General features: G+C 62.9%; 17 protein-coding genes and 1 pseudogene. 4 read left to right on the top strand and 14 right to left on the bottom strand.

Annotated features, from left to right (window positions below):
- Positions 1-3 precede the first annotated feature (3 nt).
- On the top strand, positions 4-2892 hold the full coding sequence (locus EN850_RS15805; RefSeq protein ID WP_127873126.1) for an EAL domain-containing protein: 2889 nt from the start codon (positions 4-6) through the stop codon (positions 2890-2892).
- A 25-nt stretch (positions 2893-2917) separates the two neighbouring features.
- On the opposite strand, the gene EN850_RS15810 is transcribed toward EN850_RS15805, so the two are convergent.
- Positions 2918-3526, bottom strand: coding sequence for a YqgE/AlgH family protein (locus tag EN850_RS15810; protein ID WP_127281136.1), 609 nt, complete (start codon positions 3524-3526; stop codon positions 2918-2920).
- A gap of 172 nt (positions 3527-3698) precedes the next feature.
- Here EN850_RS15810 and EN850_RS15815 point away from each other — a divergent pair, with 172 nt between their 5' ends.
- From EN850_RS15815 to EN850_RS15825, 3 genes are all read left to right on the top strand, one after another.
- On the top strand, positions 3699-4505 hold the full coding sequence (locus EN850_RS15815) for a protein-disulfide reductase DsbD domain-containing protein (RefSeq protein WP_127873123.1): 807 nt from the start codon (positions 3699-3701) through the stop codon (positions 4503-4505).
- Positions 4506-4588: 83 nt separating this feature from the next.
- On the top strand, positions 4589-5071 hold the full coding sequence (locus EN850_RS15820) for a peroxiredoxin (protein ID WP_135881522.1): 483 nt from the start codon (positions 4589-4591) through the stop codon (positions 5069-5071).
- Positions 5072-5164: 93 nt separating this feature from the next.
- A complete protein-coding gene (locus EN850_RS15825) occupies positions 5165-5641 on the top strand; it encodes a DUF2938 domain-containing protein (protein ID WP_127280542.1) in 477 nt (158 codons plus the stop codon).
- Here the strand turns inward: EN850_RS15825 and EN850_RS15830 are convergent.
- From EN850_RS15830 to coxB, 13 genes and pseudogenes are all read right to left on the bottom strand, one after another.
- Positions 5638-6231, bottom strand: a complete 594-nt coding sequence (locus tag EN850_RS15830) for a histidine phosphatase family protein (protein ID WP_127280541.1) — start codon at positions 6229-6231, stop codon at positions 5638-5640. The two genes, EN850_RS15825 and EN850_RS15830, sit on opposite strands and share 4 nt — an antisense overlap.
- Before the next feature lie 41 nt (positions 6232-6272).
- Positions 6273-6806, bottom strand: a complete 534-nt coding sequence (rnhA, locus tag EN850_RS15835; RefSeq protein WP_127280540.1) for a ribonuclease HI — start codon at positions 6804-6806, stop codon at positions 6273-6275.
- Positions 6803-7780 (bottom strand): homoserine kinase, encoded by a 978-nt coding sequence (locus EN850_RS15840; protein WP_127280539.1) that lies wholly within the window; start codon positions 7778-7780, stop codon positions 6803-6805. The genes rnhA and EN850_RS15840 overlap by 4 nt, the downstream gene beginning before the upstream one ends.
- A gap of 6 nt (positions 7781-7786) precedes the next feature.
- Positions 7787-8797 (bottom strand): 4-hydroxy-3-methylbut-2-enyl diphosphate reductase, encoded by a 1011-nt coding sequence (ispH, locus tag EN850_RS15845; RefSeq protein ID WP_127873120.1) that lies wholly within the window; start codon positions 8795-8797, stop codon positions 7787-7789.
- 88 nt (positions 8798-8885) lie between these two features.
- Positions 8886-9641 carry an SURF1 family protein gene (locus EN850_RS15850; protein ID WP_189591130.1) on the bottom strand — a complete coding sequence of 252 codons (756 nt, stop codon included), beginning with the start codon at positions 9639-9641 and terminating at the stop codon, positions 8886-8888.
- Complete coding sequence (locus EN850_RS15855; protein ID WP_027142361.1) at positions 9638-10024, bottom strand: DUF983 domain-containing protein; 387 nt, start codon at positions 10022-10024, stop codon at positions 9638-9640. Before EN850_RS15855 ends, EN850_RS15850 begins: the two co-directional genes overlap by 4 nt.
- Positions 10025-10042: 18 nt before the next feature.
- Positions 10043-10165 (bottom strand): annotated as a pseudogene (locus EN850_RS37850) (L,D-transpeptidase family protein); the annotation flags it as partial.
- A gap of 80 nt (positions 10166-10245) precedes the next feature.
- Positions 10246-11127, bottom strand: a complete 882-nt coding sequence (locus EN850_RS15860; RefSeq protein ID WP_127873119.1) for a cytochrome c oxidase subunit 3 — start codon at positions 11125-11127, stop codon at positions 10246-10248.
- A gap of 1 nt (position 11128) precedes the next feature.
- Positions 11129-11761 (bottom strand): cytochrome c oxidase assembly protein, encoded by a 633-nt coding sequence (locus tag EN850_RS15865; protein ID WP_127873118.1) that lies wholly within the window; start codon positions 11759-11761, stop codon positions 11129-11131.
- Positions 11761-11928 (bottom strand): hypothetical protein, encoded by a 168-nt coding sequence (locus EN850_RS15870; protein ID WP_167531499.1) that lies wholly within the window; start codon positions 11926-11928, stop codon positions 11761-11763. Before EN850_RS15870 ends, EN850_RS15865 begins: the two co-directional genes overlap by 1 nt.
- The gene (locus EN850_RS15875) at positions 11925-12869 is read right to left on the bottom strand and encodes a heme o synthase (protein ID WP_127873117.1); all 945 of its coding nucleotides are present in this window, start codon (positions 12867-12869) and stop codon (positions 11925-11927) included. Before EN850_RS15875 ends, EN850_RS15870 begins: the two co-directional genes overlap by 4 nt.
- A 75-nt stretch (positions 12870-12944) precedes the next feature.
- A complete protein-coding gene (gene ctaD / locus EN850_RS15880) occupies positions 12945-14597 on the bottom strand; it encodes a cytochrome c oxidase subunit I (protein ID WP_127279327.1) in 1653 nt (550 codons plus the stop codon).
- Positions 14598-14635: 38 nt separating this feature from the next.
- On the bottom strand, positions 14636-15652 hold the full coding sequence (gene coxB / locus EN850_RS15885; protein ID WP_167531500.1) for a cytochrome c oxidase subunit II: 1017 nt from the start codon (positions 15650-15652) through the stop codon (positions 14636-14638).
- Between the last annotated feature and the right edge of the window lie 37 nt (positions 15653-15689).

Genomic DNA, 15689 nt, shown 5'->3' on the forward strand with positions numbered 1-15689 from the left:
TTTTTGACGAATTTCCTGCGAAACGGACCGCTGTTCGCCTTTCTGCTGGCGACGATGCTGACGCTGTGCGCGGCTTCGTCGGCCTTTGCCGTAGAACCCATCAAGATTGCCCGCGACGATGTCGCGCTCGACCTTTCGCGCGCCGTCGAGATCTACCGCAATCAGGGTGAGAACTTCCAGGTGTCGACCGCGCCCGGGCCGGACGGCATCGTGCGGCGCATCGAGGTCGAAGCCAACGACGCCCGCTCGACCGGCGACTGGGCGGTGTTCGCGCTCGCCAACACCACCGACCAGCAGCTCGACAGGCTGATCGTCGCGCCGCATTTCCGGCTGGTCAATTCCGGCATCTTCTGGCCGGATCTCGGCTCGACGCGCATCGCCGCCATCACGCCCAGCGAAGGCTTCGCACTCGACCGCCAGACCAGCCCCGATGCCGACGTGTTCCGGGTGACGCTGAACCCCGGCACGGTGATCACCTTCATCGCCGAGCTTGCCTCGCCGAAGCTGCCGCAGGTCTACCTCTGGGATCCGGAATCCTACAAGGACTCGGTCAATTCCTACACGCTGTTTCGCGGCATCGTCATCGGCATTGCCGGCCTTCTGGCGCTGTTCCTGACCATCCTGTTCGTCGTCAAGGGAACGTCGATGTTCCCGGCGACGGCAGCCCTCGCCTGGGCGGTGCTTGCCTATATCTGCGTCGATTTCGGCTTCCTCAACAAGGTCATCGAGATTTCGCCCGGCAACGAGCAGATGTGGCGAGCCGGAACGGAGGTGGCGCTGGCGGCGACCTTCGTGGTCTTCCTGTTCGCCTATCTCAACCTCAATCGGTGGCACGGCCATTTCAGTTATGGCGCCCTGGTCTGGATTCTAGGCCTGCTGCTGATCGCCGGCGTCGCCATCGTCGATCCGGCGGTCGCCGCCGGCATCGCCCGCATCTCGTTTGCCGCCACGGCGCTGACCGGGCTCGGCCTGATCATCTTCCTCGGCATTCGTGGTTATGACCGCGCCATCATGCTGGTGCCCAGTTGGGTCATGGTGCTGTTATGGCTATGCGGGTCGTGGATGGCGATCACCGGCATGCTCGACAACGACATCGCCCAGCCAGCACTTGGCGGCGGGCTGATCCTGATCATCCTCTTGATCGGCTTCACCGTCATGCAGCATGCCTTTGCAGGCGGTGCGCTGCATCAGGGGCTGTTCTCCGACCTCGAGCGACAGGCGCTGGCCGTCGCGGGGTCGGGCGATACGGTGTGGGACTGGGACGTGCTGCGCGACCGCGTGGTGACCAAACCCGATGTCAGCATCCAGCTCGGCCTTGCTCCCAACAGCCTGGGCGGTGCCGCGCGCAACTGGCTGCCGGTGCTGCACGCCGATGACCGCGACACGTTCCGCACGACGCTCGACGTCGTTCTGGAACATCGCCGCGGCAAGGTGGCGCAGAATTTCCGCCTGCGCGGCGCCGACGGGCACTATCACTGGTTTGCCCTGCGCGCGCGCCCGGTCATCGGGTCGGACGGCGAGGTGATCCGCTGCGTCGGCACCATGGTCGACGTCACCGAACAGAAGAAATCCGAGGAAAGGCTGCTGCACGACGCCGTGCATGACAACCTGACCGGCCTGCCGAACCGCGAATTGTTCATGAACCGGCTGGAGGCGATCATCTCGATCGCCCGTACCGAAGAGAAGGTGCGTCCGACCGTCTTCGTCATCGACATCGACCGCTTCAAGCAGGTCAATGACGGGCTCGGCATCTCGGCCGGCGACACCATCCTGCTCACCATCGCGCGCCGCCTGCACCGGCTGTTGAAGCCGAAGGATTCGCTGTCGCGCTTCGCCGGCGACCAGTTCGCCCTGATGCTGCTGTCCGAGCAGGATCCCGCCCGTATCGCCGGCGTGGCCGATGCCATCAAGCACGCGATCAACAACCCGATCACCTTTGCCAAGCGCGAGATCGTGCTGACCGCCTCGATCGGGCTGATCACCTGGACCTCGGCGCAGACCTCGGCCGAGGACATGGTCAAGGACGCCGAGCTCGCCATGCATCAGGCCAAGCGCTTCGGCGGCGACAGGATCGAGCCATTCCGCCCTGCATTCCGCACCGTCGGTACCGACCGCTTGCAGTTCGAATCCGACCTGCGGCGCGCCATCGAGCGGCGCGAATTCACGCTTGCCTACCAGCCGATCGTGCGGCTCGAGGACGGCAGTGTCGCCGGCTTCGAAGCGTTGCTGCGCTGGGACCATCCACGCCGCGGCATGATCCCGCCGGCCGATTTCATCCCGGTCGCCGAAAGCTGTGGGCTGATCGTGCAGCTTGGCCTGTTCGCCATGCAGCAGGCGGCCGAGGATCTCGCGGGATGGCAAAAGCAGATCGGCGACGCACCGCTGTCGGTCTCGGTCAACCTGTCCAGCCGCCAGCTCATCCGCCGCGACCTGGTCAGCGATGTGCGTTCCGTGATCGCACGCGCCAATTTGAAGCCGCGCTGCTTCCGGCTCGAACTCACCGAGTCCCTGGTCATGGACAATCCCGAACAGACGGCTCATGTGCTGACCAAGCTGAAACAGCTCGGCATTGGCCTGTCGCTGGACGATTTCGGCACCGGCTATTCATCGCTCGCCTATCTGACGCGGTTCCCCTTCGACACCATCAAGATCGACAAGAGCTTCGTCGACGACAGCACGCCCAAGCGCGCCGTGCTGCTCAAATCCATGGTCAACATGGCGCATGAGCTCGGCCTGTCTGTCGTCGCCGAGGGCATCTCCGACGAGCGCGATGCGCTGGAGCTGCGCCAGATGGGCTGCGAATATGTGCAGAGCTTCATGTTCGGCGCGCCGATGCCGGGCGACCAGGTGCTGAAGACGCTGAAGGAGCAGTATCCGCTGACGCAGGCCTAGAGGCCTTGGGCGTCGGCCCGATATGTTACGCGTGGCCGGCGGCGAGGCTGAGATGCGCGAGATCGATGCCGATCGAGGCAAGGATCCGGTCGTATTTACGCTCGATATCGGCGTCGAACAGCAATTCCGGTGTTGCCGGGCAGGTCAGCCAGCCATTCTCGGCGATCTCGGTCTCCAGTTGGCCGGCGCCCCAGCCGGAATAGCCCAGCGCCATCAGCGCACGACGCGGCCCGCGCCCCGACGATATCGCGCGCAATATGTCAACCGTCGCGGTCAGGCAGATGTCGTCGGAAACGGTGAGCGAGGATTCCACGCGGTAGTCACCCGAATGCAGGACGAAGCCCCGGCTGCGGTCGACAGGCCCGCCATTGCGCACGACGAAATCGCGCGCCTGCGCCGGCAGGCGGATCGCCTCCTGCTCGTTCATGATGCCGAGCTGCACCAGAAGGTCCGGAAACAGCATCTGCTGCGTCTGATTGATGATCAGGCCCATCGCGCCTTCATCGCTGTGCGCGCAGATGTAGATGACCGAGCGCGTGAAACGGTCGTCCTTCATGCCAGGCATGGCAATCAGGAACTGATCGTCGAGAAAGCCACGGCGGGCGGCTGTCTTCTTGTGGCGCAACAAATCCATTCCAGGGAGGGTAACGCGTTTCCCGGGCGCCGAAAAGATGCGCCGTACCGGATTCGACCAAAGCCCATATTGCGGGGCCGGTCTTGGCTTGCCCGCAAAGGTCACGCAAATATGATATCAGTACGGCCATGAAATCATTGCGCGGCCACGAACGGACGATCAAATCACCGCCATGCAAAGCTTGAAAATCCTGTTGCTCGGCGCCGCCATCGGATTGGCAACCGCCCTTCCCGCCACCGCCTCCTCATCCGCCTGGTACAACAGCGAAGGCGGCAAGGTACGGCTGGTGACATCAGGCAAGCCGGACGACGCCGGCCGCATCCGAGGTGTCCTCGACATAGCCCTCAAACCCGGCTGGAAGACCTATTGGCGCGACCCGGGTGACGCCGGCGTGCCGCCGCAGCTCGACATTTCGGCCAGCACCAATATCGGCGATGCGACACTGTCGTTTCCCGCGCCGCAGCGTCACGACGATGGCTATGGCAAATGGGCCGGCTACAACTATCCGGTTTCGCTGCCGGTGACGTTCACGCTGTCGACGCCGAACCAGCCGGCCGTCATCGATGCCGACGTCTTTCTCGGCATTTGCGAAACCATCTGCATCCCCGTGCAGACACGGCTGAGCGTCGACCCCGCTGCCGATCCCGACAATGCCGACGACACGGCATTGGTAAAGGCGAGTTTCACGGCATTGCCGGCGGCTGCAAAACCCGACTTTGGCATCAACGTGCTGCCGGGCAATCACGAGACGCTGGTTGTCGAGGCGAGTTTTCCTGGCGATCCGCAGGCGGCGGATTTCTTCGTCGCCGGCGAGCGCGACTATATGTTCGGCACCCCTTCCCGTGCGGAAAAGGACGGCAAGTTGATCTTCACCGTGCCGATCCTCGATCGCCCCTCGACGACGCCGACGGACGGCGGGCTTCATTACACGCTGACGAGTTCGGCGGGCGCGGTCGAAGGGCTGCTGCCTTTCCCTTGATCCAGCTTGCCCGAACGGTTGCAGGAAGCCGCCGAGTTCGCTACCCAAGCACCGTCCTTCCCCAATCCCCAAGCGAGGAACTCATGACCATCTCCGTTGGCGACAAGCTGCCCGAGGCGACCTTCAAGACCATGACCGCCGACGGCGCCAAGGCGATCACGTCGGCCGAGATTTTCCCGGGCAAGAAAGTGGTGCTGTTCGGCGTTCCCGGCGCCTTCACGCCGACCTGCAGCAACAACCATCTGCCCGGCTATCTCGAGAACCATGACGCGATCCTGGCGCGCGGCGTCGACACCATCGCGGTCGTTTCGGTCAACGACGTCCATGTCATGGGCGCCTGGGCGCGCTTCACCGGCGGCGAAGGCAAGATCCTGTTCCTCGCCGACGGCAATGGCGATTTCGCCAAGGCGGTCGGTCTTGACGCGGACTACTCCGGTGGCGGCATGGGCCTGCGCTCGAAGCGGTTTTCGATGATTATCGACGACGGCAAGGTCACCGCGCTCAATGTCGAGACCAAACCCGGCGTCGACGAGTCCGGCGCGGCTCATATTCTCGGCCAGCTCTGAGCTTCGACGGCCGGTCAGGCGGGGGCAACGGCTGGCCTCGCCTAACAAGCGGCTGCGCTCCAGAACTGCCGGCTTTCGGGGGGAATTCCAACGATGTTTGACATCATCTGGCGCGCTATCGCGATCGGCGTCGGCGCCACTGTCCTGATGGATATCTGGGCCTTCTTCCTGCACAAGGCGTTCGGCCAACCACGGCCAAACTGGGGGCCGGTCGGGCGCTGGGTCTGGCATCTGCGTCACAAGGTGTTTCACGACGATATTGGCGATGCCACGCCCTACGCCCATGAGAAGGCGCTGGGCTGGGCTTTCCATTACTTCGTCGGCATTGTCTACGGCATCATCCTGGTGGTGCTGGCGGGCGCGGGCTGGTTGGCGGCCCCGACCTTCCTGCCGGCCTTCATCCTCGGCATCGTCACCATCGGCGCCGGCTGGTTCCTGCTGGCGCCAGGCATGGGCGCCGGCTGGGCGGCGTCAAAGCGGCCTAATCCGATGCTAATCCGCGCCCTCAACCTGGTCTCGCACACCGTGTTCGCACTCGGTCTTTGGGGAACGGCGCTGCTGATCCGCTAAGGATTCAGGGGCTGTTCTACCCTGTCGATCGGCCGCCATCCATGGATGAGGCGGCGGGCGCCGATATCGTAGGCGAAATAGTTGCCGCCGCCCGCCGGCTGATCCGCGTCGCGGCTGATCCGGCTGTCGCTCAGCGACACCAGCAGGAGCGTGCCGACACCGCCATGTCCGACAAAGGCGATATCTCCGGCGCCGCCGGCATCAAGCACGGCCTCGACCTCGCTCACAATGCGCTGCTGCGCGTCGATGGCTCGCTCCCAGCCACGAATGCTTTCGTGCGGATTGGCGAAGAAACGGTCGGCGACCGCCTCGAACTCAGGAGGCGGCAGGAAACCCGTCGCCGACCGGTCGTTCTCATGCATCCGCTCCCTCACCTGCACCGCAAGGTCGAGGTGCCGCCCGAGCACCTCGGCGGTTTCAACGGCCTTGCGTTCGCCCGATGACACCACACGCGCGATCGATGCGATCCACGGCTGGTCCAGCATTGCATGCGCCCTGGCGCGGCCGATGTCGGACAGACCCCAATCCGGTACCGGAATGGTGGCGTCGATCTGAACCTGAGGATGGGTGATGTAGTAGGCGATCGACATGACAGAAACTCTCCGGCCGGTCAGCCCCCTCGAACAGAAGCTCAATAGCTCTGCGTAGAACGACGCGGCTTCGAAGCCAGCGGCTGCTCTGCCTGGCCATCAGGCTTTGGCGCCAGCACTGCCGGCCTGAAAGGCCCCTTCTTGAACGGCGCCATGCCTTCCCGTGCCAGTTCGTCGGCACGCTCGTTCTCGGTGTGGCCGGCATGGCCCTTCACCCAGTTCCAGGTGACCTTGTGGCGTCGGTTGGCCTCGTCCAGCGCCTGCCACAACTCGCCGTTCTTGACCGGCTTCTTGTCGGCGGTCTTCCAGCCGTTCTTCTTCCAGCCATGGATCCATTTGGAAATGCCGTCCATGACGTATTTGCTGTCGGTATGAAGCTCGACCGTGCAAGGCTCCTTCAACGCGTTCAGCGCCGAAATGGCCGCCAGCAATTCCATGCGGTTGTTGGTCGTCTCGGCCTCGCCGCCGGAGAGTTCCTTGGTGGCGCCGTTGAAGCGCAGGATGGCGCCCCAGCCGCCGGGGCCGGGATTGCCGGAACAGGCGCCATCGGTAAAGATTTCAACCTGCTTGCTCATGATGCCCCATATTCGGCCAATCCATATTCCGAAGGAGATCTGATCGCCCGATGGAACCGCATCCTTCTGATGTATTCGGTCGGGTCGCGTTTCATGACGAGCCCGCCATCGGGGACGGTCAGCCAGTCGTAAAGCCGGGTCAGCATGAAGCGCAGCGCCGAGCCGCGCGCCAGCATCGGTAGCGCCGCCTTCTCCTCCGCGCTCAGCGGGCGCACGCTCTGATAACCGGCAAGCAATGCCTTGCCCTTGGTAAGGTTGAAGGAAAAATCCTTCTCGAAGCACCAGGCATTGAGACAGGTGGCGACATCGTAGGCGTAGAGATCGTCACAAGCGAAATAGAAATCGATCAGACCCGAAAGCTTTTCGCCCAGGAAAAAGACATTGTCCGGGAAAAGATCGGCGTGGATTATGCCCTTGGGGAGCCCCTTGGGCCAGTTCTGTTCGAAATCGGCGAAGTCGGCATCGACCTCGGCCGCCAGTCCCGGCTCGACTTCGTCGGCGCGGGCGCGGGCCGCGTCCCAAAGCTTGCGCCAGCCGTCGATGGCGAGCGCGTTGGGGCGGGTCATAGAGAAATCGGCGCCGGCCAGATGCAGCGCGGCCAGCGCCTTGCCAACCTCGGCGCAATGGGTCGCGGCCGGTCGCCGCAGCGAAAGCCCTTCGAGGAAGGTGATGATGACCGCCGGCCGGCCGGCCAGCGTGCCGATGACGCTGCCGTCATGCGCGGTTACCGGCAACGGGCAGGACACCCCCTTGTTGGCGAGGTGGCCCATCAGCCCAAGGAAAAACGGCAGGTCCGCCTTCTCGACCCGCTTTTCATAGAGCGTCAGGATGTAGGAGCCGCTGGAGGTGTGCAGCAGGAAGTTCGAATTCTCGGTGCCTTCGGCGATGCCCTTGTAGGACAGGAGGTCGCCGACCGGGTAGTGCTTCAGGAAAGCGCCGAGTTCGCCCTCCGCAACGTCGGTGTACACCGCCATGGCCGTTTACGCGGCCCCGTTGACGAAGGCCATGTCGGCCGGCGTCAGTTCGACATCGCGCAATACCCGCATGACCGGAAAATCCTCTGTTTCGGTGGCCGTGATGGCCAGGTCGATGGTCACATCGAAACGCTGACGGAACGCGTCGATGATCTCGTCGACGATGATCTCCGGCGCCGATGCTCCCGCCGACAGGCCAAGCGTCGAAATGCTGCCGATGTCATTCCACGGAATTTCGGCGGCGCGCTGCACGAGAAGCGACATGGCGGCGCCGGCGCGTTCGGCAACTTCGACGAGGCGGCGCGAATTCGAAGAATTGGGAGCGCCGACGATCAGATAGAGGTCAGCACCGGGGGCCGTGTCCTTGACCGCTTCCTGGCGGTTGGTGGTGGCATAGCAGATCGATTCCGCCGCCGGCGCCTGGAGGTCCGGAAAGCGTTCCTGCAGCGCGCGGATGATACCGGCAGTATCCTCGACCGAGAGCGTTGTCTGGGTGACGAAACCGAGTGCCTCGGGATCGGCCGGCACAAGCCGGGCGGCATCGGCCTCGGTCTCGATCAGCGTTACCGCGCCTTCCGGCAACTGTCCCATGGTGCCGATCACCTCGGGGTGCCCGGCATGGCCGATCAGCAGAACGTGGCGGCCAAGCCGCTGATGCCGCATCGCCTGTTTGTGGACCTTGGAGACCAGCGGACAGGTTGCATCGAGATAGAACAGGTTGCGCGCCTGCGCGTCCGCCGGCACCGACTTGGGCACGCCGTGCGCCGAAAAGACGACGGGCGACTGCCGATGTTCGGCCGGGATTTCGGAAAGTTCCTCGATGAACACGGCGCCAAGGCTTTGCAACCCCTCGACGACATAGCGATTGTGCACGATCTCGTGGCGGACATAGACCGGCGCGCCATATTTCTTCAGAGCCAGCACGACAATCTGGATGGCACGGTCGACGCCCGCGCAAAAACCGCGCGGCTGGCAGAGCCGGATCGTCAGAGGAGGCTTGGCGGTTGTGTGAAGCATTAAATCCTGCCGGTTCGTCAGCGCCGAAATGAGGTGCCCACCCCCGCCCTGTCAAGGGTCTGTGTAGAAAGGGGGGCGTCGCTCGCGTTCAGTCCTCTTTCGCGGGCCGGCGAAGCCGCAGGACGAGTATGGCGGCAAGCGCGGCGGCGAGCCCGTACCAGGTGACAGCATATTGCAGATGGCTGTTCGGCAGGTCGATGATGGTGACGCCTCCGACCGGCAGGCCGCCGGGGTTAGGCGTCTTGTCGGCATCGATGAAGATCGGCACCAGCTTGAACCCAGCCGGCAGGCCGGCGCTCGCGGCCATGACGTCGCGGTCCTTCCAGTAGAAGATGTTCTTCCCCACGTCATTGTCTGGAAGCATCATCGAGGGCTTTGCCGACAGCGGGTTGCGAGCAAGCCCGGTGACCGTGACCTTGCCCGTTAGCTGTCCCTTGGCACGCTTGGCGGCATCCTTGAGGTCGTAGGGCACAAAGCCACGGTTGATCAGAACGAAACGGCCATCGTCGAGGGCCAGCGGCGTGTAGATGTTGAAACCGGCATCTCCTTCCCAGGTCGCGTAGAAGTGCCGTTCGCCGGAATGCAGGAAAGTGCCGGTGACCGTGACCGGCGTGTAGTCGACGTCGCCGGTCGAGGCGAATTCCTTCTCGACCTCTGCCAGCGGCAACGGCGCCGAATGGGTGCGCTGGTCGATGGTCTGCAGCAGGCCTTCCTTCCAGTGCAGGCGCTGGACCTGCCAGGTGCCGAGCGCCAGCAGGATGAAGAACAGCACAAGGCCAAGGGCGATCAACAGCGCCAATCTCGGCCGCGAACGGCCGCCGGCGTTGGCGAAAGCTTCGCTCATTCGCCGCGATCCAGCCGACCCTCGGCCGCTTTGTTGCGGTATTGCAGGGTGAGCAGCACGCCCTTGATCAAGCGAAGCGCCGTCAGGCACAGCACCAGGGCGAGCGGGATCCATATCAGCAGATGCAGCCAGAGCGGCGGGCTCAGCGTCACTTCAACCCAGAGCGCCAGCCCGACGATGATGAAGCCGATGATCAGGATGACGAACACCGCCGGCCCGTCGCCGGCATCGGCGTAGGAATAGTCGAGGCCGCAATTGACGCAGCGCTTGCCGACGGTGAGGAAGCCGGAAAACAGCCGCCCCTCGCCGCAGCGCGGGCAACGGCCGTGCAGGCCGGCCGAAATCGGATCGATCGGAGGCCAGATCGCCCTATCTTCACTCATGGTTGTCTTCATTCATGGTCATTGCTCGACATCGATCGGCGTCCCATCGGCCACCATTGCCCAGATTTCGTCCATGTCGGAGTCCGTAACCGCAATGCAGCCGTCGGTCCAGTCGACCAATTGAAGCAGCCAGCCCCACCACGACAATCATTGCGCCGAAAAGAAGAAGGCGGCCACGTTGCCGCGACCGCCTTCCCCAAATCGAAATCCCAAAGGCTGGATCAGTGGCCCTCGATCACCGCGCCAACCGATCCCCAGACGTAGATCGAGGCGAACAGGAACAGCCAGACCACGTCGACGAAGTGCCAGTACCAGGCGGCCGCCTCGAAGCCGAAATGCTGCTTGGGGGTGAAGTCGCCCTTCATCGCGCGGATCAGGCAGACCAGCAGGAAGATGGTGCCGATGATGACATGGAAGCCATGGAAGCCGGTCGCCATGAAGAAAGTGGCGCCGTAGATGGAATCCTTGAAGCCGAACGGCGCGTGCATGTACTCGTAGGCCTGCACCATGGTGAACAGCATGCCGAGGCCGACGGTCAGCACGAGGCCGTTGATCAGCCCCTTGCGGTCGCCATGGATGAGCGAGTGATGCGCCCAGGTGACCGTGGTGCCCGACAGCAGCAGGATGACGGTGTTGTAAAGCGGCAGGTGGAAGGGATCGAGAACCTCCATGCCCTTCGGCGGCCAGACACCACCGGTAAACGTGTGGCGCGCGTAGTTCTGCACCTCACCGGCAAAAAGACTGGCATCGAAATAGGCCCAGAACCAGGCGACGAAAAACATCACCTCCGAGGCGATGAACATGATCATGCCGTAGCGCAGGTGCAGCGACACGACACGCGTGTGGTGGCCCTCATGCGCTTCCTTGATCGTGTCCGACCACCAGGCGAACATGGTGTACAGCACGATCACGATGCCGATGAAGAACAGCCAAGGATTGGCGATGTTGAAGCCGAAGATCGGGAAGGAACCGCCCTTCAGGTATTCCATGAGGCAGACACCGCCAAAAGCGGTGACAAGCGCCCCGACCGATCCCAGGAAAGGCCACGGGCTCGGGTCGACGAGATGGTAGTCATGGTGTGGTTTTGCGTGCGCGTCTGCCATATCAACCCCCGAGATTTGCTTCGGTATCTGAAACTGTCTTGCTATTGCCCTTGGCCGGCTCCGAGGAGGCGACCGGCTTGTTCTTCTCGACCGGGAACATCGTATAGGACAGCGTGATCGTCTTGATGTCCTTCAGTTCCGGCACGTTCACGATGTCGGGATCCACATAGAACAGGACCGGCATGTCCAGCGTCTCGCCGGGCTTCAGCGTCGTATCGGTGAAGCAGAAGCATTCGACCTTGTTGAAGTAAGGGCCCGCCAGTTCCGGCTGCACGTTGAACGTGGCGCGGCCGGTGACGGGGCGATCGAACTTGTTGGTCGCCTGATAATGTGCCTGGACCGTTTCGCCGATCTTCATGGTCATCGAGCGCTGGACCGGCTGGAACTCCCACGGCACGCCGGCAATGTTGGCATCGAAGCGGACGGTGATCTCGCGGTCAAGCACGCGGCCGGCATACTGCTTCTCGACACGCTGCGTCGTGCCGCCATAACCGGTCGCCTGGCAGAACATCTTGTACAGCGGCACGGCTGCATAGGCCATGCCGATCATGCCGGTGAAGAAGGCGAGGCAGACAGCCGCGACGACGCGGTTGCTGGTCTTGCCCGCCGTCTTTCTGGGCGTCTCGATGCTCATCACATCTTGCCCGACAAATTGTGGCCGAACTTCACGATCGTCGCGATGTAGAAAATCACGACCAGCAGAGCCAGCGCCACGCCGATCGCGATGGAACGGCTGCGCTGGGCCTTCTTCTGGCGATCGGTCAGGGTGACCGTCTCGAGTTCTTTCTCGACCATGGTCATGCCCCACCCATGGCAAGCGCGCGTTCGACGACACTGTCGGCCAGATAGGCGGCGAAGATGGCGAAGAGATAGAGCAGCGAATAGGCGAACAGGGCCTTGGCCGGCTTCATGGCGCGGTCATCGTCGACCATGCCAAGCACTTTCCAGGCATACCAGACGAAACCAGCGCCCAGCAGCAGAGCGGCCATGCCATAGAATGGCGTCGTGTAGCCGAGCAGCCAGGGCAGCACGCCAACCGGGGCCAGCACCAATGCATAGGCGAAAATCTGACGACGGGTCGATGCATGACCAGCGACGTTCGGCATCATCGGGATGCCGGCGCGGCCATAGTCCTCGGACTTGAACAGCGCAAGCGCCCAGAAATGCGGCGGCGTCCAAAGGAAAATGATCAGGAACAGGATGATGCTTTCGAGGCTGACCGACCCGGTCACCGCGGCCCAGCCGATCACCGGAGGAATGGCGCCCGCGGCACCGCCGATCACGATGTTCTGCGGCGTCGAGCGTTTCAGCCACATCGTGTACACGACGGCATAGAAGAAGATGGTGAAGGCAAGCAGCGTGGCGGCCAGCCAGTTGACCAGCACGCCGAGCGTCATCACCGACAGGACCGAAAGCACCAGGCCGAAGCTGAGCGCCTCGTGCGGCTGGATACGGCCGGACGGGACCGGGCGGCTGGCGGTCCTGGTCATCACCGCGTCGATGTCGGCGTCGTACCACATGTTGAGGGCACCGGAGGCGCCAGCCCCAATCGCAATGGCCAGGATGGCTATCACCGCCAGCAGCGGATTGATGGTCACCGGTGCGGCGACCAGCCCGACAAAGGCGGTGAACACCACCAGCGACATGACGCGCGGCTTCAGGAGGGCGAAGAAATCGCCCGCCGTCGCTTCCGACATGCGGAAGCCCGCTTCGTCAATGCTGGTTTCGTCGACTAGGGCCATGCGTACTGAAGTCCATTATTCCGTTGGCCAAAACCGCCGGCGGACCGGCGGTTTCGCATTCGAGGGAGAGCCGCCTTACTTGATCTTCGGCAACTGCTCCCACTGGTGGAAGGGCGGCGGCGAAGGCAGCTGCCATTCGAGCGTCGTTGCACCCTCGCCCCACGGATTGGCGCCGGCCACCCGCTTCTTCTGGAAGGCTTCGAACACGCAGTAGAGGAAGATCAGGACGCCGACGGCCGAAATATAAGAACCGATGGACGACACATAGTTCCAGCCCGCAAACGCATCGGGATAGTCGATGGTGCGGCGCGGCATGCCGGCGAGGCCGAGGAAATGCTGCGGGAAGAAGATCAGGTTGACGCCGACGAAGGTGACCCAGAAGTGGGTGTTGGCGATGACGGGCGAGTACATGTAGCCGGTCATCTTCGGGAACCAGTAGTACCAGCCGGCGAAGATGGCGAACACCGCGCCCAGCGACAGCACGTAGTGGAAGTGGGCAATGACGAAATAGGTGTCATGCAGCGACCGGTCGAGGCCGGCATTGGCCAGCTGGACGCCGGTGACGCCGCCGATGGTGAACAGGAAGATGAAGCCCAGCGCCCACAGCATCGGCGTCTTGAACGAGATCGACCCGCCCCACATCGTTGCGATCCAGGAGAAGATCTTCACGCCCGTCGGCACGGCGATGACCATGGTGGCGAAGACGAAATAACGCTGCGTGTCGAGCGACAGGCCGGTCGTGTACATGTGGTGCGCCCAGACGATGAAGCCGACGGCGCCGATCGCGACCATGGCGTAAGCCATGCCGAGGTAACCGAACACTGGCTTCCTCGAGAAGGTCGAGACGATATGGCTGATGATGCCGAAACCCGGCAGGATCAGGATGTAGACTTCCGGATGGCCGAAGAACCAGAACAGGTGCTGGAACAGCAGCGGATCGCCGCCGCCATCGGGAGCGAAGAAGGTGGTGCCGAAATTGCGGTCGGTGAGCAGCATGGTGATGCCGCCGGCCAGAACCGGCAGGGACAGCAGCAACAGGAACGCAGTGACCAGCACCGACCAGGCAAACAGCGGCATCTTGTGCAGCGTCATGCCAGGGGCGCGCATGTTGAAGATCGTGGTGATGAAGTTGATGGCACCGAGGATCGAGGAGGCGCCGGCGATGTGGATCGACAGGATCGCCAGATCCATGGCCGGACCGGGCTGACCCGAGGTCGAGAGGGGTGGGTAGAGCGTCCAGCCGCCACCAACGCCGTAGGCGCCCGGCGCACTCGGCACGAACATCGAGGTGAGCAGCAGGATGAAGGCCGGCGGCAGCAGCCAGAACGAAATGTTGTTCATGCGCGGGAACGCCATGTCCGGCGCACCGATCATGATCGGCACCATCCAGTTGGCAAAACCGCCGATCAGCGCCGGCATGACCATGAAGAAGATCATGATCAGGGCGTGCGCGGTGGCGAAGGCATTGTACATGCTTTTGCCGCCGTCGACCGCGGCGTCACCGTTCATGCCGTAGACCATCTGCGCCAGGCCGCTGAAGATCTGGATGCCAGGCTCCTGCAGCTCCATGCGGATGGCGACCGACAGCGCACCGCCGATGATACCGGCCATGATCGCGAAGATCAGGTAGAGCGTACCGATGTCCTTGTGGTTGGTCGAATAAACCCACCGCACCCAGCCATGATACGGCTTGTGGTCGTGCCCGTCGTGAGCTGCAGCGTCTGCCATGTTCCGCTCCGTTCCCTAAATCTTGCTAACCAGCGGCATCAATTGCCGGCGGCCGCTACTTTGTTCTGGCCATCGACCTCGGCCATGAGCGTCTTGTTGGCGCCCGGCAAATCGGTCTTGGCTGCCGCCAGCCAGGTCTTGAACTGCGCATCCGAGACAACACGGATGGCGATCGGCATGAAGGCATGGTCCTTGCCGCAAAGCTGCGAGCACTGGCCATAGTAGAGACCTTCCTTTTCCGCCTTGAACCAGGTCTCGTTGGTACGGCCTGGAATGGCGTCGATCTTGATGCCGAAGGACGGCATGGCGAAGGAGTGGATCACGTCTGTCGCGGTGACGAGCACGCGGGTCATGGTGTTGACCGGCACCACCAGCTCGTTGTCGACGGCGAGCAGGCGCGGATAGACCTTGCGGTCTTCCTTGCCGGCCTTGGCGCGGTCGCCGTCCTGGAGGATCGCGGAGTTGAAGGCGAGCGTGTTGTCGGTCTGGTATTCGTAATCCCAGTTCCACTGGTTGCCGGTCGCCTTGACTGTCAGCTTGGCCTCTTCAGGCGGCGTATATTGCGCGGTCAAGAGCTGGAACGAGGGAATGGCGAGGCAAAGCAGGATGACGACCGGACCGACGGTCCAGATCACCTCGATCAGCGTGTTGTGGCTGGTCTTGGAGGGAACCGGGTTGGCGCTCGCGCGAAACCTCACGATGCAGTAGGCGAGGAGAAGGAGCACCAGAATGGTGATCGGAACGATGAACCACATCGTGTAGTTTCCGAACCACTCGATCTGCCGCATCATGTCGGTCGCCGGCGCCTGGAAGGTGGTCTCCCACTCCACGGGCTGATCGGCTTGGGCGGATGTGCCGGCAAAAATCGTGGCGGCGGCACAAGCACTCAGAAACTTGGCACTTGCTAGAAACCTGGCGCCAGCTAGGAAATTTCTCATCGCCCTCTTCGTCTCCCAGTTCCTCGCGGCTGCGCCAACGAGAATAACGAACAATGCCGGGACGGGAATCCCGACAGTCTCAAGGTGGTTCAAACCATACTCTTTTTCCCTCCGCAAGAAAGGAGCGGTCGAAACCGTGCGGCATTTTTGCGCG

The organism is Mesorhizobium sp. M8A.F.Ca.ET.207.01.1.1 (assembly GCF_004794715.1).
In the GTDB taxonomy this organism is placed as follows: Bacteria; Pseudomonadota; Alphaproteobacteria; order Rhizobiales; family Rhizobiaceae; genus Mesorhizobium.

What these genes read in the sequence shown, in the direction of transcription:
- EN850_RS15810 (WP_127281136.1), bottom strand. Translation starts at nt 3,526, where the DNA reads ATGGATTTGTTGCGCCACAAGAAGACAGCCGCCCGCCGTGGCTTTCTC.
- EN850_RS15815 (WP_127873123.1), top strand. Translation starts at nt 3,699, where the DNA reads ATGCAAAGCTTGAAAATCCTGTTGCTCGGCGCCGCCATCGGATTGGCA.
- EN850_RS15820 (WP_135881522.1), top strand. Translation starts at nt 4,589, where the DNA reads ATGACCATCTCCGTTGGCGACAAGCTGCCCGAGGCGACCTTCAAGACC.
- EN850_RS15825 (WP_127280542.1), top strand. Translation starts at nt 5,165, where the DNA reads ATGTTTGACATCATCTGGCGCGCTATCGCGATCGGCGTCGGCGCCACT.
- EN850_RS15830 (WP_127280541.1), bottom strand. Translation starts at nt 6,231, where the DNA reads ATGTCGATCGCCTACTACATCACCCATCCTCAGGTTCAGATCGACGCC.
- rnhA (WP_127280540.1), bottom strand. Translation starts at nt 6,806, where the DNA reads ATGAGCAAGCAGGTTGAAATCTTTACCGATGGCGCCTGTTCCGGCAAT.
- EN850_RS15840 (WP_127280539.1), bottom strand. Translation starts at nt 7,780, where the DNA reads ATGGCGGTGTACACCGACGTTGCGGAGGGCGAACTCGGCGCTTTCCTG.
- ispH (WP_127873120.1), bottom strand. Translation starts at nt 8,797, where the DNA reads ATGCTTCACACAACCGCCAAGCCTCCTCTGACGATCCGGCTCTGCCAG.
- EN850_RS15850 (WP_189591130.1), bottom strand. Translation starts at nt 9,641, where the DNA reads ATGAGCGAAGCTTTCGCCAACGCCGGCGGCCGTTCGCGGCCGAGATTG.
- EN850_RS15855 (WP_027142361.1), bottom strand. Translation starts at nt 10,024, where the DNA reads ATGAGTGAAGATAGGGCGATCTGGCCTCCGATCGATCCGATTTCGGCC.
- EN850_RS15860 (WP_127873119.1), bottom strand. Translation starts at nt 11,127, where the DNA reads ATGGCAGACGCGCACGCAAAACCACACCATGACTACCATCTCGTCGAC.
- EN850_RS15865 (WP_127873118.1), bottom strand. Translation starts at nt 11,761, where the DNA reads ATGAGCATCGAGACGCCCAGAAAGACGGCGGGCAAGACCAGCAACCGC.
- EN850_RS15870 (WP_167531499.1), bottom strand. Translation starts at nt 11,928, where the DNA reads ATGACCATGGTCGAGAAAGAACTCGAGACGGTCACCCTGACCGATCGC.
- EN850_RS15875 (WP_127873117.1), bottom strand. Translation starts at nt 12,869, where the DNA reads ATGGCCCTAGTCGACGAAACCAGCATTGACGAAGCGGGCTTCCGCATG.
- ctaD (WP_127279327.1), bottom strand. Translation starts at nt 14,597, where the DNA reads ATGGCAGACGCTGCAGCTCACGACGGGCACGACCACAAGCCGTATCAT.